This window comes from Bradyrhizobium cajani (assembly GCF_009759665.1).
In the GTDB taxonomy this organism is placed as follows: Bacteria; Pseudomonadota; Alphaproteobacteria; order Rhizobiales; family Xanthobacteraceae; genus Bradyrhizobium; species Bradyrhizobium cajani.
Window position 1 is genome coordinate 115,879 of record NZ_WQNE01000008.1, and the last position, 16,060, is coordinate 131,938.

11 protein-coding genes are annotated in these 16,060 nt (G+C 65.6%); 4 read left to right on the top strand and 7 right to left on the bottom strand.

The genetic code is table 11. The features are described from left to right. The first annotated feature begins 47 nt into the window (after positions 1-47). From GPL20_RS12790 to GPL20_RS12800, 3 genes are read left to right on the top strand one after another with little or no spacing between them, the layout of a single operon-like run. Entirely contained in the window at positions 48-1,373 is a 1,326-nt protein-coding gene (locus tag GPL20_RS12790; protein WP_157329825.1) for an ABC transporter substrate-binding protein, read from the top strand. Beyond that, positions 1,370-2,308 carry a carbohydrate ABC transporter permease gene (locus tag GPL20_RS12795; protein ID WP_254126280.1) on the top strand — a complete coding sequence of 313 codons (939 nt, stop codon included), beginning with the start codon at positions 1,370-1,372 and terminating at the stop codon, positions 2,306-2,308. Before GPL20_RS12790 ends, GPL20_RS12795 begins: the two co-directional genes overlap by 4 nt. Before the next feature lie 56 nt (positions 2,309-2,364). Beyond that, a complete protein-coding gene (locus GPL20_RS12800) occupies positions 2,365-3,189 on the top strand; it encodes a carbohydrate ABC transporter permease (RefSeq protein ID WP_254126286.1) in 825 nt (274 codons plus the stop codon). On the opposite strand, the gene GPL20_RS12805 is transcribed toward GPL20_RS12800, so the two are convergent. The 3 genes from GPL20_RS12805 to GPL20_RS12815 all read right to left on the bottom strand — a co-directional run bounded on the left by GPL20_RS12805 (position 3,190) and on the right by GPL20_RS12815 (position 6,831). Then, complete coding sequence (locus GPL20_RS12805; RefSeq protein WP_157329826.1) at positions 3,190-4,857, bottom strand: regulator; 1,668 nt, start codon at positions 4,855-4,857, stop codon at positions 3,190-3,192. Between the two features lie 10 nt (positions 4,858-4,867). Then, positions 4,868-5,566: a cysteine hydrolase family protein gene (locus GPL20_RS12810; protein ID WP_157329827.1), complete on the bottom strand. Its 699-nt coding sequence runs from the start codon at positions 5,564-5,566 to the stop codon at positions 4,868-4,870. Between the two features lie 311 nt (positions 5,567-5,877). Then, the gene (locus GPL20_RS12815; protein WP_157329828.1) at positions 5,878-6,831 is read right to left on the bottom strand and encodes a hypothetical protein; all 954 of its coding nucleotides are present in this window, start codon (positions 6,829-6,831) and stop codon (positions 5,878-5,880) included. Between the two features lie 152 nt (positions 6,832-6,983). Between GPL20_RS12815 and GPL20_RS12820 the strand changes: the two genes are divergently transcribed. Further along, positions 6,984-10,460, top strand: a complete 3,477-nt coding sequence (locus tag GPL20_RS12820; RefSeq protein ID WP_157329829.1) for an indolepyruvate ferredoxin oxidoreductase family protein — start codon at positions 6,984-6,986, stop codon at positions 10,458-10,460. A 328-nt stretch (positions 10,461-10,788) separates the two neighbouring features. On the opposite strand, the gene GPL20_RS12825 is transcribed toward GPL20_RS12820, so the two are convergent. From GPL20_RS12825 to GPL20_RS12845, 4 genes are all read right to left on the bottom strand, one after another. Then, on the bottom strand, positions 10,789-12,519 hold the full coding sequence (locus GPL20_RS12825) for an FAD-dependent oxidoreductase (protein WP_157329830.1): 1,731 nt from the start codon (positions 12,517-12,519) through the stop codon (positions 10,789-10,791). A gap of 59 nt (positions 12,520-12,578) precedes the next feature. Beyond that, positions 12,579-13,598, bottom strand: a complete 1,020-nt coding sequence (locus GPL20_RS12830) for a S1C family serine protease (RefSeq protein WP_157329831.1) — start codon at positions 13,596-13,598, stop codon at positions 12,579-12,581. A gap of 91 nt (positions 13,599-13,689) precedes the next feature. Further along, the gene (locus GPL20_RS12835) at positions 13,690-14,139 is read right to left on the bottom strand and encodes a hypothetical protein (protein WP_157329832.1); all 450 of its coding nucleotides are present in this window, start codon (positions 14,137-14,139) and stop codon (positions 13,690-13,692) included. A 189-nt stretch (positions 14,140-14,328) separates the two neighbouring features. Beyond that, entirely contained in the window at positions 14,329-15,927 is a 1,599-nt protein-coding gene (locus GPL20_RS12845) for a GMC family oxidoreductase (protein ID WP_157329834.1), read from the bottom strand. Positions 15,928-16,060 lie beyond the last annotated feature (133 nt).

Below are 16,060 nucleotides of genomic sequence, written 5' to 3' on the forward strand. Positions count from 1 at the left end.
TCGCTAGTATCCCCCCCAAAGAAGATGAATCAGAGGGAGGGACTAAATTGGCCAACCACAATATTTCGCGCCGTACGCTGTTGACGGGTACCGCCGCGGCCGGCGCGCTCAGCCTGACCGGATTGCCGGCGCGCGCCGAGGTCAACTGGAAGAAATACGCCGGGACCAAGCTGGAGGTGATCCTCGCCAAGGGTCCGCGCGGCGATAACCTGCAAAAGAACATCAAGGAATTCACCGAGCTCACCGGCATCCAGGTGGAATCCGAGCAGATCCCCGAGCAGCAGCAGCGCCAGAAGGTCGTGATCGAGCTCACCTCGGGTCGACCGAGCTTCGACGTCGTGCATCTCAGCTACCACGTGCAGAAGCGGCAGTTCGAGAAAGCCGGCTGGCTTGCGGACATGACGCCGTTCATGAAGGATCCGGCGCTGACTGCGCCAGATCTCGTCGAGAGCGATTTCTCCGCCGCCGGCCTGCAATACGCCAAGAACGACAAGGGCCAGATGCTGTCGCTGCCCTGGTCGGTCGACTATTTCATCCTCTATTACAACAAGGAGCTGTTCCAGAAGAAGGGCGTCGCGGTGCCCAAAACCTTCGATGAGATGGTCGCGGCCGCAGAGAAGCTGACCGATGCCAAGGACGGCACCTACGGCTTCGTCGGACGCGGCCTGCGCAACGCCAACATGACGTTGTGGACCAACTTCTTCCTCAACTACGGCGGCGAATTCCTCGACGCCAAGGGCAACATCCTGACCGACGGCCCGGAAGCGATCGCTGCGACCAAGCTGTATCAGACGCTGCTGACGAAAGTCGCCCCGCCCGGCGTCGCCGGCTTCAACTGGATGGAGTCGATGGCCTCGTTCACGCAAGGACGGTCGGCCATGTGGATCGACGGCGTCGGCTGGGCGCCGCCGCTGGAAGATCCCGCCGCCTCGCGCGTCGTCGGCAAGGTCGGCTACACCGTCGTGCCGGCCGGACCGAAGGGCCAATATTCGGCGACCTATGGCGACGGCATCGGCATTGCCGCGGCGAGCAAGAACAAGGAAGCCGCGTATCTGCTCTGCCAGTGGGTGGTCTCGAAGAAGCAGGGCGCGCGGCTGCTGCAGGCCGGCGGCGGCGTGCCGTTCCGCAACTCGATCCTGAACGATGCCGAAGTCCAGAGCGGCGTGAAGATGCCCAAGGAGTGGCTGCAATCGGTGATCGATTCCGCCAAGATCAGCAAGCTCGGCCTGCCCGTCGTGATCCCGGTCGCCGAATTCCGCGATCTCGTCGGCGCGGCGCTCACCTCGACACTATCAGGCGCCGATCCTGCGACCGAACTGAAGAAGGCGCACGAGCAGTACCGGCCAATTCTGGAGCGTAGCGAAAAGGCGTGAGCGCGTTGACACAATCGGCTCCGGCCGCGGCACAGTCTGATGCCGCGCCGGAGAAGGAGTTGCGGCCGCCGTCCTACTGGCCGTTCGTGGTGCCGGCGCTGGTCGTCGTGCTCGCGATCATCATCTTCCCATGGGTCTTCACCATCTGGATGAGCCTGAACGAGTGGAAGGTCGGCGCGCCGACCACCTTCGTCGGGATCTCCAACTATTTGCGGCTGACGAGCGATCCGCGCTTCCTCGAAGCGGTCGGCCACACCATGGTCTACACCGTGCTGTCGGTGGTGCTGCCGCTGATCCTCGGCACGCTCTCGGCCGTGGTGTTTCACCAGAAATTCGCCGGCCGCGGCTTCCTGCGCGGCATCTTCATCATGCCGATGATGGCGACGCCCGTCGCGATCGCGCTGGTCTGGACCATGATGTTCCATCCCCAGCTCGGCGTGCTGAATTACCTGTTGTCGCTGGTTGGGATCCCCGCACAGCTCTGGGTCTTTCATCCCGCGACCGTCATTCCCTCGCTGGTGCTGGTCGAGACCTGGCAATGGACGCCGCTGGTGATGCTGATCGTGCTCGGTGGGCTCGCCGCAATCCCGACCGAACCCTATGAGAGCGCACAGATCGACGGCGCCAGCTTCTGGCAGGTGTTTCGCTTCATCACGCTGCCGCTGATCATGCCCTTCCTGTTCATCGCCGGCATGATCCGCATGATCGACGCGGTGAAAAGCTTCGACATCATCTTCGCGATCACGCAGGGCGGTCCGGGCTCGGCGTCGGAGACCATCAACATCTATCTCTACAGCGTCGCCTTCACCTATTACGATCTCGGCTACGGCTCGGCGATCGCCGTTGTCTTCTTCCTGCTGATCGTCGCACTTGCGGCCGTCATGCTCTATGCCCGCCAGCGCATGCTGTGGACCGAAATCGCGAGGGGCGCATGACCCCAAGTCAATTCAAGCCAAGTCAAATCGAGCCAAGTCAAATCAACCCAAGTCAGATCAACTTACGTCAGATCGTCGGCCAGATCGGCCTGTGGCTTTCGGTGCTCGTCATCGTGTCGCCGGCAATCCTGTTCTTCCTCTGGATGGCCTCGCTGTCGCTCAAATTCGAGGTCGACAACGCCGCCTACCCGCCGGTGTTCATCCCCGAGCATTTCGCCTGGAAGAACTATGCCGATGTGCTCGCCTCCAACCGCTTCCTGACCTATTTCGTCAACAGCCTGATCGTGACCGGGAGCGCGACCGCGCTGGCACTGCTCGTCGGCGTTCCCGCCGGTTACGGCATCGCGCGCATGGCCGCGCACAAATCCGCGATCGTGATCCTGATCGCCCGCATCACGCCCGGCCTGTCCTACCTGATCCCGCTGTTCCTGCTGTTCCAGTGGCTGGGATTGCTCGGCACGCTGGTGCCGCAGATCATCATCCACCTCGTGGTGACGGTGCCGATCGTGATCTGGATCATGATCGGCTATTTCGAGACGACACCGATGGAGCTGGAAGAAGCCGCCCTTATCGACGGTGCAGGCCGCTGGCAGGTGTTCCGCCATGTCGCGCTGCCGATCGCGCGACCGGGTATCGCGGTTGCTTTCATCCTGGCCGTGATCTTCTCCTGGAACAACTTTGTGTTCGGCATCGTGCTGGCGGGACGCGAGACGCGCACCCTGCCCGTCGCCGTCTACAACATGATCTCGTTCGACCAGCTGAGCTGGGGGCCGCTCGCCGCCGCCGCGCTGATCGTCACCTTCCCGGTGTTGCTGCTCACGGTGCTCGCCCAGCGACAGATCGTCGCCGGGCTCACCGCGGGTGCCGTCAAGGGCGGATAGCTACTCCGCCGGCGCGGCTTGCATCTCCGGATGCGCGGCATAGCGCTCGCCGGCGCCGAGCCTGCTGGCCGCGAACAGACCCGCGGCCATCACCGCGTAGGCGAACGCGACAGCCGGCGTGACGCCGAAACCGCCGCCGATGCCGACGGCTTCGCCATGCATGAAGCCGAAATAGGTCAGCACAGCACCGACCAGCGCGAAGCTTGAGGCCTTCTCGAAATCGCGCTCGATGATGAACACGCCGATCGCGCCGAGGATCAGGCCGCCGAGGATGGAGCCGCCACCCATCACCTCCAGGCCGTGATAGAACACGCCCTGCTGTGGCAGCGCTGCGATCGCAGCCGTCTTCACCGCGTCGGCCTTGTCGGCCGCCATGCCGCCGACGGTTGCCGCCGCATTCATGGTCGAGCCCAGCATCGTATCGATCTGGAGCTTGGCCCAGGCGGCGAGGTGCGGCGTCAGCGCCAGCACGATCGCGGGCGCGTGCTTGACCGGCGTGGTCTGGAACGCCTGCGCGCCGATCAGCATGCCGATATAGAGCAGGATCGGCGAGATCGCGACGACAGGCACCAGTGCGAGCAGCACGGAGATGATGCCGAACCATGCCAGCACCACCACCATGATGCCGGTCGCAACCGAATAGCCGATCCGGCCGCCCATCGCCTTCCAGCCGGGATGGCCGATATAGACCGCGTTGATGAAGGGATTTCCCATCAGGCAGCCGATCAGGCTGACGACGCCGTCGGCAGTCAGCACGCGCGTGGTCGGGTATTCGTCACCGGCGGCTTCCGCGCTCTCGACATTGTCCATGGCCTCGACGAGGTCGTAGATGCCGAACGGAATGGCGGTGACCAGGATGATGCCGAGGAATTCGAAGCCGGAGAAGACGTAGCCCACCGCCGGGATCGGCACCGAGAAGCCGAAGTTTGCGAAGGCGTCACCGACGCCCTTCAGGCTCAAGCCACCAAGGCCGAGACCAAAGAGGTTCGAGCCCCAGGCGATGATCATGCCGGCGGCGATGGCAACGAGGCCGGCGGGAATGCCGCGCGGATATTTCACCCCGCCGAACCAGCTCACCAGGATGATGGCGAAGCAGACGAGACCGATCTGCGGCGTCATGTACATTTCGAGCGCGGGGCGCATCGAGATGAAGGTGACGGAGACGCCCGCGAGCGTGCCGAGCAGCGCCGCGCGCGGCGTGATCCTGCGGATGAACGGCGCGATGAAGCCGCCGATCATGAGGATGAAGCTCTGGAAGAACACCCAGACGAGGCCGGCCGACCAGCCCTTGAGCGGATCGCCCGTCTTCAGCGTGATCGGCAGCATGATCACGAAGGTGACAATGAACATGTGCGGCACGCTGACGCCCGAGGGCAGCGCGCAGACGTCGTTGCGCCCGGTCTTCTGCGCGAGGCGATAGGCGAGGTAGGCGTAGTAGAAGGTGGAGAGGCACATCATCAGCCCCAGCGCGGGCAGGATGCGGCCGAACACGAGACTGTCCGGCATCTTCAGCACGAAGCGAAGCAGGCCCGTGAGCACCAGCATGTTGACGAGGATGTTGGTGCCGAAGCCGAAAAACGCGTTCCAGTCGCCCGATGTCCACAGCGCCGGCTTGAACTCTGACGTATTGATCTCAGATTTGCCGGCCGTCCCCGTCAATGTGCTCATGATATTTCCCCTACGTGGTCGAAACCTTCATCGCCTCCAGTACTGCGGCCGAGTCCGCGACCCAGCCGAAGATGCCGCCCTGGGCCTTGATCATCTTCAGGCCCATCTCGTGAAACTCGGGAAAGTACGATGCGCAGCCGTCCGAGATGACGACGCAGCGAAAGCCGCGGTCATTGGCCTCGCGCACAGTGGTGTTGACGCACACTTCGGTGGTGACGCCGCACACGAGCAAGTTCTCGATGCCGTATTTCTCCAGCACGTCGGCAAGCTCGGTGGCGTAGAACGCGCCCTTGCCGGGCTTGTCGATCACGATCTCGCTGTCGAGCGGATAGAGCTCGGGAATGATGTCGTGGCCGGCCTCGCCGCGAATGAGAATGCGGCCCATCGGACCGAGGTCGCCGATGCGAAGGCTCGGCGCGCCGCGCTCGAGCTTCGCGGGCGGCGCGTCGGAGAGGTCAGCCAGATGGCCCTCGCGGGTGTGGATCACCAGCGTGCCGGTCTCGCGAGCCGCCTTCAGCACCGCGCCGATCGGCTTCACCGCGCGCGCGAGCTGGCTGACGTCGTTGCCGAGCGTCTCGCCGAAACCGCCGGGCTCGAGAAAATCGCGCTGCATGTCGATGATCACAAGCGCGGTGGCGGGCCAGTCGAGCGTGATCGGCTCGGGCTCGGCGCTGATGACGCCCAATGTCGGCTTGCTTGAGTTCAGCATGACGCCGCCCCTCGCGAGAACTCTCTGTGCCAGGAGTTCTGCAAGCGCCGTGCCATTGTGTACAATAGCGGTGAGGCGAACAGTGCGGGGGAATTCGCTGCGCTGTCAGGAGGTTACGTCGTTGATCGAGGGCTGCTTATTCCCTGTGCGACGGCTTTGCGACGTGCACTTGCTTAAAGGATGAGCGCTCTCGGTCGTCATTCCGGGGCGACGCGTAAGCGTCGAACCCGGAATCCATCGGGCCGCAGAATGTTAGGTCAAATGGATTCCGGGTTCGCGCTACGCGCGCCCCGGAATGACGAGGCATGACGTTACCGCCCCGCCCCATACAGGCTCCGATACTCCTCCTCATACGGCGCATACGAATCCTTCAGCGTCGCCATGTTGAGCAGCATGGTCGCCACCATCGCACCCGCCTTGTCGAACACGCGCGTCTTGGCCCACGCACTCTCCGTGCGGCGGCTGCCGGACAGCGCGACCACCTCGCGCTCGACCTCGTAGTCCTCGTCAACGAACAGCGGCCCCTTGATCAGCCGGATCTCCTGGTCGGCGAACAGGCCGACGGCCGGGCCCCTCGTCGGCAGCGGATCGTCCTTGGAGCGGTACTGGAACAGCACGCTCAGCATCTCCATCGGGATGATCGCCCTGCGCCACGGATTGTCGGCGCCCGAGTAATACGGCGAGTTCTCCGTGATGACCGCGAGCTTCCGCCGAAGGGAGAACGGATAGAGGTCGCCCATGATCTGGTCGAAGGCCATGCGCACCGTCTGCCGTCTGCTGGTTTGCGCCACCTTGACGTCGCGCAGGATCACGGGGTCCGTGAGCGGCTTGAGCTCGGCAAGGCGCGCTTCGAGCGCGGTCGGAGCGTGCGGCTCGCCGACGGAGGCGGTGCCGCGCAGCACCTCCGTACCGTCGCGCTTGACCATCTGGATCTGGCACTGGCGCGTAGCGGGCAATGGTTTCGACAGGATCGCCTGCACCTCCTCGCCCTCGTAACAGACGCTGCGGTAATGCGCGGAAAGGCAGCCGGTCTCGAACCAGGCGGGTCCCCACAACTGTGCTCCGAGCGGGGCGAACTGGCTGAAATGGGTCGGGCCCTCGATGGTGCCGCCCTTGAAGCCGAGCTTCTGCGCAGTGGCGTCATCATGGATCGAGGCGTGCGCATCGTAGGTTTGCGCCTGAAGCATCTGGCGCGGCTGGCGCCATGACCCGATCAGGGCCTCGGCCGTCTCTGATATCTCGGTATCGAATGCGTTTGCAGCCATGATGTTCTCCACAACAAGCCATGACTAGCAGGAGCGCCACGGATGCGGCCAGCGATATTGACTTCGCCGTTGCATGCTTTTGACTGTCACAACTCGCGCCGCACCGCCGCAATCCCTCCCGCAAACCCCACGCCGAGACGAGGACTTCCGAAATGACGCTGTTGCAGGTCGAGCTGGACGATAAATACCGGCTCGAATCGAAGCGGATCTTCCTGTCCGGCACGCAGGCCCTGGTCCGCTTGCCCATGTTGCAGCGCGAACGCGACCGACTCCAGGGGCTCAACACCGGCGGCTTCATTTCGGGCTATCGCGGTTCCCCACTCGGCATGTACGACCACGCGCTGTGGCGCGCGAAGTCGCACCTTCAGCAGCACGACATCGCCTTCGTCCCCGGCCTGAACGAGGACCTCGCGGCAACCGCCGTCTGGGGCAGCCAGCAGGTCGGCCTGTTTCCCGGCGCCAAGGTCGATGGCGTGTTCGGAATCTGGTACGGCAAGGGTCCCGGCGTCGATCGCTCGGTCGATGCGCTCAAGCATGCCAATGCGGCCGGCACCTCGCTCAATGGCGGCGTGCTGGCGCTGGCCGGCGACGACCACGGTTGCCAATCCTCGACACTGGCGCATCAGAGCGAGCAGGTGTTCGCGGCGGCGCTGATCCCCGTGATCAATCCCGCCACGCTGCAGGATTATCTCGACCTCGGCCTTTACGGTTTCGCGCTGTCGCGCTTCTCCGGCTGCTGGGTTGGCTTCAAGGCGATCAGCGAGACCGTCGAGAGCTCGGCGTCGATCTACAGCGATCCCGAGCGCATCCAGATCAGGCTGCCCGACGATTTCGAGATGCCGCCCGGCGGCCTCAACATCCGCTGGCCCGATCCGCCGCTGGAGGCCGAGCGGCGCCTGTTCGGGCCGAAGATGGAAGCCGTGCAGGCCTTTGCTCGCGCCAACCAGCTCGACCGCATCGTGCTCGATTCAAAGCCGGCGCGGCTCGGCATCGTCGCGACCGGCAAGGCCTATCTCGACCTGCGCCAGGCGCTGGCCGACTTGGGGATCACCGACAAGGACGCGCAGGATCTGGGTCTGCGCATCTACAAGGTCGCGCTGACCTGGCCGCTGGAGGAAAGCGGCGCCAAGCGTTTCGCCGAAGGTCTTCAGGACGTGCTCGTCGTCGAGGAGAAGCGCGGCTTCATCGAAGACCAGCTGATGCGCATCCTCTACAATGTCGATGCGTCGAGGCGCCCGACCGTCACGGGCAAGCGCGACGAGCGCGGCGCGGCGCTGCTGCCGAGCGAGGGCGAGCTGACGCCGACCATCGTCGCCGCCGCGCTGGTGGCGCGCCTGCGCAAGCTCGGCCATCACAGCCCGGTGCTGGAGCAGCGCCTGGCGCGGCTCGAAGCCTTCGACAATCCCGTAACCACCAGTGCCCCGATCAAACTCGCGCGCACGCCGTTCTTCTGCTCGGGCTGCCCGCACAACTCCTCGACGCGCGTGCCCGAGGGCAGCCGCGCCATGGCCGGCATCGGCTGCCACGGCATGGCCTTGAGCATGCCGACCCGCCGCACCGACCTGATCTCGCACATGGGCGCCGAGGGCGTGAACTGGATCGGCCAGTCGCCCTTCACCACCGAGCAGCACATCTTCCAGAATCTCGGCGACGGCACCTATACCCATTCGGGCCTGCTGGCGCTTCGCGCCGCCTCTGCCGCCGGCATCAACATCACCTACAAGATCCTCTACAACGACGCCGTCGCCATGACCGGCGGCCAGCCGGCCGAAGGCGCCTTCAATGTCGCGCAGATCGCGCATCAGGTCTGGGCCGAGGGCGTCAAGCGGCTCGCGATCGTCTCGGACGACCCGGGCAAATACCCCGAAGGCAACTACTTCCCGCAAGGCGCCACCATCCACCATCGCCGCGAGCTCGATGCCGTGCAGCGCGAGCTGCGCGACATCAAGGGCCTCACCGTCGTGATCTACGACCAGACCTGCGCCGCGGAGAAGCGCCGCCGCCGCAAGCGCGGGCTCTATCCCGATCCCGCCAAGCGAGCCTTCATCAACGAGCTCGTCTGCGAAGGCTGCGGCGACTGCTCGCAGGCCTCCAACTGCGTCTCGGTGCAGCCGCTGGAAACCGAGTTCGGCCGCAAGCGCCAGATCGACCAGTCGAACTGCAACAAGGACTTTTCCTGCGTCGAAGGTTTCTGCCCGAGCTTCGTCACGGTGCATGGCGGCACTCTCAAGCGCATGAAGACGTCGGCGGTCGATTCCGGGCAGCTGTTCGCCGACCTGCCGCTGCCTCCCGCCCGCGAGCTCGAGGCGCCGTACAACATCCTCGTCACCGGCATCGGCGGCACCGGCGTCATCACCATCGGCGCGCTGCTCGGCATGGCTGCCCATGTCGACGGCCGCGGCTGCTCGGCGCTGGATTTCACCGGCCTGTCGCAGAAGAACGGCGCGGTGATGAGCCATGTCCGCATCGCGCCGAAGCCTGAGGACATCTCCGCCGTTCGCATCACCACCGGCGGCGCCGATGTCATCCTCGGCTGCGACATGATCGTCTCGGCCGGCCCGACCGCGCTCAGCCGCGCCGAGCGCGGCGTGACCAGGGCCTACATCAACGCCGACCTTCAGCCGACCGCGAGCTTCGTGCAAAACCCCGATCTCGATTTCGAGATGGGCACGATGCAGACCGTGCTGCGCGATGCCGTCGGCGACAAGAACCTCGACATCATCGACGCGACCGGCATTGCCGCGGCGCTGATGGGCGACAGCATCGCGACCAATCCCTTCATGCTCGGCTTCGCCTTCCAGAAGGGCGCGATCCCGCTGTCGCTGGAGGCCTTGCTCCGCGCCATCGAGATCAACGGCGCCGCGATCGAGATGAACAAGCTCGCCTTCACCTGGGGCCGCCTCGCCGCTCACGACATGTCGCGCGTGCGCAGCGTGCTCCAGTTCAAGAACCGGGCCTCCGCGCCGGCGAAGTCGCTCGACGACATCATCACAACCCGCGCCGAGTTCCTGACCTTCTATCAGGACAAGGCCTATGCCGACCGCTATCTCTCAGCGGTCGCCAAGGTGCGGAAGGCGGAGATGGCCGCCTCACCTGCGTCCACCGAGCTGACCGAGGCGGTCGCGAAAAACCTGTTCAAGCTGATGTCCTACAAGGACGAGTACGAGGTCGCGCGGCTTTATACCGACGGCAGCTTTGCCAGGAAGGTCTCGGAAAAGTTCGATGGCGACTTCACGCTGAAGTACCACCTCGCGCCACCGATCTTTGCCAAGCGCGACAAGGCGACCGGCCGGCTCCAGAAGCAGGAGTTTGGCGGCTGGATGATCCACGCCTTCCGCGTGCTGGCCAAGCTGAAGTTCCTGCGCGGCGGCGCGTTCGACCCGTTCGGCCGCACCGAGGAGCGTCGGGCCGAGCGGAAGCTGCTCGAGGATTATCTGGCGATGATCGACCAGCGGACCGCCGGGCTGAAGGCGGAGCAGATTCCGCTGCTGGCAAGGCTCGCGCGCGTGCCGGAGACGATCCGCGGCTTCGGCCATGTCAAGGAAGCCAACATCAAGTTGGCGGCCGCCGAGACGGCCCGGCTGGAGGCGGAGCTGGAGAACAGCCGCTTCGCGGCGGCTGCGGAGTAATCGTTAGGGACGCAAAGGCTCTCGCCACTCGTCATTGCGAGGAGCGAAGCGACGAAGCAATCCAGAATCTTTCCGCGGAGACAGTCTGGATTGCTTCGCGGAGCCTGTCATCGGGCCGCGCTCCGCGCGGACCCGTTGGCTCGCAATGACGAGATTGTGGGGCGCGTTCGCCACGCTCTCACTGTCATCGTCCGGCTTGACCGGACGATCCAGTACTCCGAGACGGTTGTTGTTGAATCGATAGGCCGCGGCGTACTGGATGCCCCGCCGGAGCCTGTCATTGGGCTCGCCGAAGGCGAGACCCGGTGGCGGGGCATGACGGGATTGGCTAGACCGACGTCGTGGCAACGCTTGGCGCCATCGCCACCACACTCCCCTCCGCCAGATGCCGCCCCGCAATGTATCCGAACGTCAGCGCCGGCCCGAGCGTGATGCCCGGCCCGGGATAATTGCCGTTCATGATCGAGCCCATGTCGTTGCCGCAGGCGTAGAGGCCTGCGACCGGTGTGCCGTCCTCGCGCAGCACGCGCGCCTGCGCATCGACCTTCATGCCGATGGCGGTGCCGAGATCGGCCGGATGGATCTGCATCGCGAAGAACGGGGCGCGGAGGATCGGCGCGACGCAGGGGTTGGGCTTGTGACCGGCATCGCCGAGATGACGCTGATAGATGGTGCTGCCGCGGCCGAATTCGGGGTCGCGGCCCTCCTTTGCATCGACGTTGTAGGTCGCGATCGTCGCCGCGAGCACAGACGGGTTGATACCGATCCTCGTCGCGAGCTGCACGATGTCGGGCGCCTCGATCAGTTCGCCGCTCGCCACATAGCGCCTGACACTGCGCGTGAATGGCTTGATGCGACCGAGACCGTAGCTCCACAGGAACTGCCGGTCGCAGATCAGATGGAACGGGCGATCCGGCTCGCCATTGCCGTCCCGCAGCATCGCCAGCACGAACTCATGGTAGGACAGCGCCTCGTTGACGAAGCGTCTGCCTGTGGCATTCACGGCGATCACGCCGGGCTTGGCGCGGTCGGTCACCGTGTGTGGGAACACGCCGCGGCTGCCGTCGGCACGGCGGAACAGCGAGGCCGGCACCCAATAGGCCGGACTCGTCGCCTCCGTGTTAAGCGCTGCACCTGCCGCCGCCGCAAGCCGAAGCCCGTCGCCAGTGCCCGCGGTGCTGGTGGCCGAGACAAATCCGGCCGCCGGCGGGAAGAAGCGTTTGCGCAAAGTCGCATTGTGCGAGAAGCCGCCGGTCGCGAGCACCACGCCGCGGCGCGCCGCGATCAGCCGATCGCGGGAGCCGTGGCGGATCACCACACCGGCCACGCGATCGCCCTGCATCGACAAATCCTCGACATCAGCGCTGAAAAGTATCTCGACCTGACGCGCCAGCAGCGAGGCAAAGAGCCGCGCAGCAAGCGCGTTGCCGAGATGCAGGGTCGTCCCGCGCGGCGCGCGCAAGCGCTGCCACGCATAAGCGGAAACCAGCCGCGCGGTGCGCAACGTCGCGCGCAGCGATTTTCCGGCGCGGCGCAGATGCGGGATGTCGAGACGGTTGACCATCATCCCGCCGAACAGCGTGAACTCCGGCAGCGGCGGCCGCAAGCGCACGAAAGCCTTGCCCAGCCGCGTGCCGTCGAACGCGACCGGCTCCAGCACGCGCCCGCCGGGCGTCGCGCCCAGCCGCTCCGGATAATAGTCCGGATAGGCCTTCACCGGCTGGAGCCGCACTGCCGTGTTGGCTTCGAGCCAGGCGACCGCCTCCGGCCCGCGCGCAAGGAAGGCGGCGCGCAGGCCTGCATTGGCAGGCTCGGGCACGGTGCTCGATAGATACTGGGCGGCGTCGGTGACGCTGTCCGAGAGCCCCGCCTCTTTCATCTTGGCATTGGCGGGGATCCAGACCATGCCGCCGGACCACGCCGTCGTGCCGCCGACGAAGGCGGTCTTCTCGATCACCAGCACGCGCAGCCCTTCGGCCGCAGCGACGGCCGCCGCCGTCATGCCTCCGGCGCCGGCGCCGATGACAATGACGTCGTAGGTCTCATGCGCCGGCATCATGCGGCGGTTTTCCCGGGAAGAGGCATGACACCGTCATACCTCGCCCGGGCGCACTGGCGCTAGCGTGCCGGCTTGCGCTCGACCGGATCGATGTCGATCGCCCGCAGGCGGCCGAGCCGCAGCACGTCCATGGCGAGCCGCCGGCCGATCCGGTCGCGGTCGAGCACGCGGATCAAATCGTCGACGCCCTTGATCTCGACGCCGTCGAGCCTGATCACGACGTCGCCGGGCAACAGGCCCGCCTTGGCCGCCGGGCCGTCCGGCTCGATCTGCGCGAGCAGCGCGCCCATCTTGTTCTCGACGCCGGCGAGCACGGCATGCCGCCGCGGGACCGGCGCGGTTTGCCCGGCGACGCCGATATAGGCGCGGCGGACATAGCCGTGGCGGATGATCTCCGACAGCACGAATTGCGCGGTGTTGCTGGCGACCGCGAAGCAGATGCCCTGCGCGCCGTTGATGATGGCGGTGTTGATGCCGATCACCTCGGCATTCGACGACACCAGCGGCCCGCCGGAATTGCCGGGGTTGAGCGCGGCATCGGTCTGGATCACGTCCTCAATGGTGCGGCCGCTCACCGAGCGGATCGAGCGCCCGAGCGCCGAGACCACACCGGCGGTCACGGTCGATTCGAAGCCGAGCGGATTGCCGATCGCGATCACGAGCTGGCCACGGCGCAGGGTCTTGGAGTTGCCGAGCGCGGCATAGGGCAAATGGCGCACGCCATTGGCGCGCAGCAGCGCAAGGTCGGTGTCGGGATCGACACCAAGCACCTGCGCTTCGCCGACATGGCCCTCGACATCCCGCAGCCGGATCTCCCTGGAGGCGCCGACCACATGGCTGTTGGTGAGGACGAGACCGTCCGGTGAGATCACGATGCCCGAGCCGAGCCCGCCGCGCTCGCGGCCGTTCGGCACTTTTGGCCCGGTCTCGACGCGCACGACGGCCGGACCGACGCGGTCGGTCACGTCGATCACGGCGTTGGAATAAGCATCCAGCAAGGTCCGGTCATCGACCGGGGCAGACGCTGTCGTTCGCGATGACGAGGCGTCATCGACGATGTCTGAGGTGAAATCCAGCATGGCAAGAGTCCTTGAGGCTCACACAGATGGTGGCCTGTTCCCGCCCGCGCAAGTGGCCCGCCCGGAGCGCAAGGCTGGACTGCCCGGGTGGCTAGGGAGCCCGCCGCATTGCGCCGGCCCTTGCCTTGACCGGATCGAGCAGCGACCAGTCGCCGTCGGGAAGCACATGGCCCTTGGGGAATGGCGCGCGCAGCTCGAGCCCGAGGGAACCCAGCACGCGATCGTCGCGGTAGTAGCATTGCAGCACGACGCGGACGAGCGTTGCGGCGGCGACGCCGCCGGCTGACCGAAACTGCTGGGCGACGCTGTCGCGCGCGGCGGGCTCGAGGTCGGCCAGCGGCATGCCGGCAAGCCGCGCCAGATGATCAAGCGCGGCAACGACCTGTCTGGTGTCACGGCCGAGCGTCGCGATGATGTCGGCCTGGATGATGTCGTCATCGGCGCCGGGAACACGGTATTCCTCGCTCGCGGGAATGATCATCGCCGCAATGGTGCGGAGGTCGTCGCGCTGCCGCGGCGTGAGGGAAACGTGATCAGTCATGGCGTCCTCCTCTAGCGCAGCGATGATGGTCTGCTCCCTCCCCCGCTTGCGGGGGAGGGATGGGGAGAGGGTATCTCCGCAGAGAGACTCCCCCAGAGGAGAGAACCCTCACCCGGCGCGCTGCGCCGACCTCTCCCGCACGCGGGAGAGGTACATCGAGCTCGTGGCTAGATCTGAGCATCATCATTCTCAGTCAAACAAATTGGCGAGGCGCTGCTTCATCTGGTCGGCGATGTAGAGCGCGAGGGCCTGGATGGTGGACGTCGGATTCACCCCGCCCGAAGTAACGAAGATGCTGCCGTCGACGATAAAGAGGTTCTTCACGTCGTGCGTGCGGCCCCATTCATTGACGACGGAGCGCTCGGGGTCGGTGCCCATCCGCGCGGTGCCGAGCAGGTGCCAGCCGCCCCACGGGATCGGGCTGTTGACGCAGATGTCGGTGGCGCCGGCCGTTTCCAGGAACTCGCGGCCGCGGGCCAGCGCATGCTCCATCATCTTCCGGCTGTTCTCGCTGATCGTATAGTCGATCTTCGGTGCGGGAATGCCGTGGCTGTCCTTCAGCACGGGATCGAGCGTGACGCGATTGTGCTCCTCCGGCAGGTCCTCGCAGATCGCGGAGAAACCTATGCGATGGCCGTTGAGCTTGCGGAACACGCGGTGATGATCTTCGCCCCAGGGCAGGATGCCCTTCTGCTCGCTGACGACAGCCTCGAACACAGGTCCTGCGCCGCGCACGAACTGCACGCCGTAGCCGCGGACGAAGCCGCGCGAGAGGTCCGTGTCGTACCACTCCTTGCTCCACAGGCAGGTTGGAGGCGCGCGGTTGCTGTCGGTCGGCTCCTTCACATAGCCGTAGATCTGCGCATAGGGGTGGAACATCAGGTTCTTGCCGACGAGACCCGACGAATTGGCAAGACCGTTCGGAAAGCGCGAGGACGCCGAGTTCAGCAGCAGGCGCGGCGTGCCGACGCCGTTGCAGGCGATGATGACGACGTGCGCGGGCTGAAACTGCTCGACGCCGTCCTTGTCGTAGTAGACCACGCCCGAGGCCATGCCGTTCTCGTCGGTGGTGATCTCGCGCACCCTGCAATGGGTGCGCAGCTCGACGCCGGCGCGGACGGCATGCGGCCAATAGGTGATGTCGGTCGAGGATTTCGCGCCTTGCGCGCAGGCCGGCGTGCAATGGCCGAGATTGATGCAGCGCGCCCGGCCCTCATAGTCCATCGTCGCGACCGTCGTGTCCGACGGCCACCAGTGCCAGCTGAGCTCGTTCATGGCCTTGCCGATGATGGCACCGGACAGTCCGAGCGGCTGTTGCGGCATCGGCGGATGCGTCAGCGGCGAGAGCGGATCGCCCGACAGGCCGGACGTGCCCATCATCAGGTCGTTCTCTTCGAAGAACGGGGTCAGCGCGTCGTAATCGATCGGCCAGTCGTCGGCGACGCCGTCGAGCGTCTTCACCTTGAAATCGGCGGGATGCAGCCGCGGCCAGTGCGCGGTGTACATCACCGTCGAGCCGCCGACTGCGTTGTAGTTGACGACCTTGATCGGCGAATTGTCGTCGTTGATCGGGTAGTCCTCGGGCCGGCCGCGGACGTTGGGGCTCGACGACCACTCGCCGTAGAACTTGGCTTCCCAGTCCCGGCCCGTGCTGGGATATTCCGCCGGGTTCATCCAGCCGCCCTGCTCCAGGCAGAGAATGTGCATCTTGGTCTCGGCCAGCGACCACGCCACCGCCGCGCCTGAAGCGCCGGCGCCGATGATCAGGACGTCCACGGGGTCTTTCATCGCAACCTTTTCCTCCCCCTCGCCGCTTTCCGGGCGATTCGGCCTCTACAGTCCGCAAGGCCGGCGAACGATAGGAGCAGAGCGACGGCCGAGTAAAGCCGCGGAGCCGGAATGTCGCACTTCGCAGGGCGCA

Excerpts from the sequence above, each read along its gene's own strand:
- GPL20_RS12830 (WP_157329831.1), bottom strand. The coding sequence starts at position 13,598 with ATGCTGGATTTCACCTCAGACATCGTCGATGACGCCTCGTCATCGCGA.
- GPL20_RS12805 (WP_157329826.1), bottom strand. The coding sequence starts at position 4,857 with ATGAGCACATTGACGGGGACGGCCGGCAAATCTGAGATCAATACGTCA.
- GPL20_RS12845 (WP_157329834.1), bottom strand. The coding sequence starts at position 15,927 with ATGAAAGACCCCGTGGACGTCCTGATCATCGGCGCCGGCGCTTCAGGC.
- GPL20_RS12815 (WP_157329828.1), bottom strand. The coding sequence starts at position 6,831 with ATGGCTGCAAACGCATTCGATACCGAGATATCAGAGACGGCCGAGGCC.
- GPL20_RS12825 (WP_157329830.1), bottom strand. The coding sequence starts at position 12,519 with ATGATGCCGGCGCATGAGACCTACGACGTCATTGTCATCGGCGCCGGC.
- GPL20_RS12820 (WP_157329829.1), top strand. The coding sequence starts at position 6,984 with ATGACGCTGTTGCAGGTCGAGCTGGACGATAAATACCGGCTCGAATCG.
- GPL20_RS12835 (WP_157329832.1), bottom strand. The coding sequence starts at position 14,139 with ATGACTGATCACGTTTCCCTCACGCCGCGGCAGCGCGACGACCTCCGC.
- GPL20_RS12810 (WP_157329827.1), bottom strand. The coding sequence starts at position 5,566 with ATGCTGAACTCAAGCAAGCCGACATTGGGCGTCATCAGCGCCGAGCCC.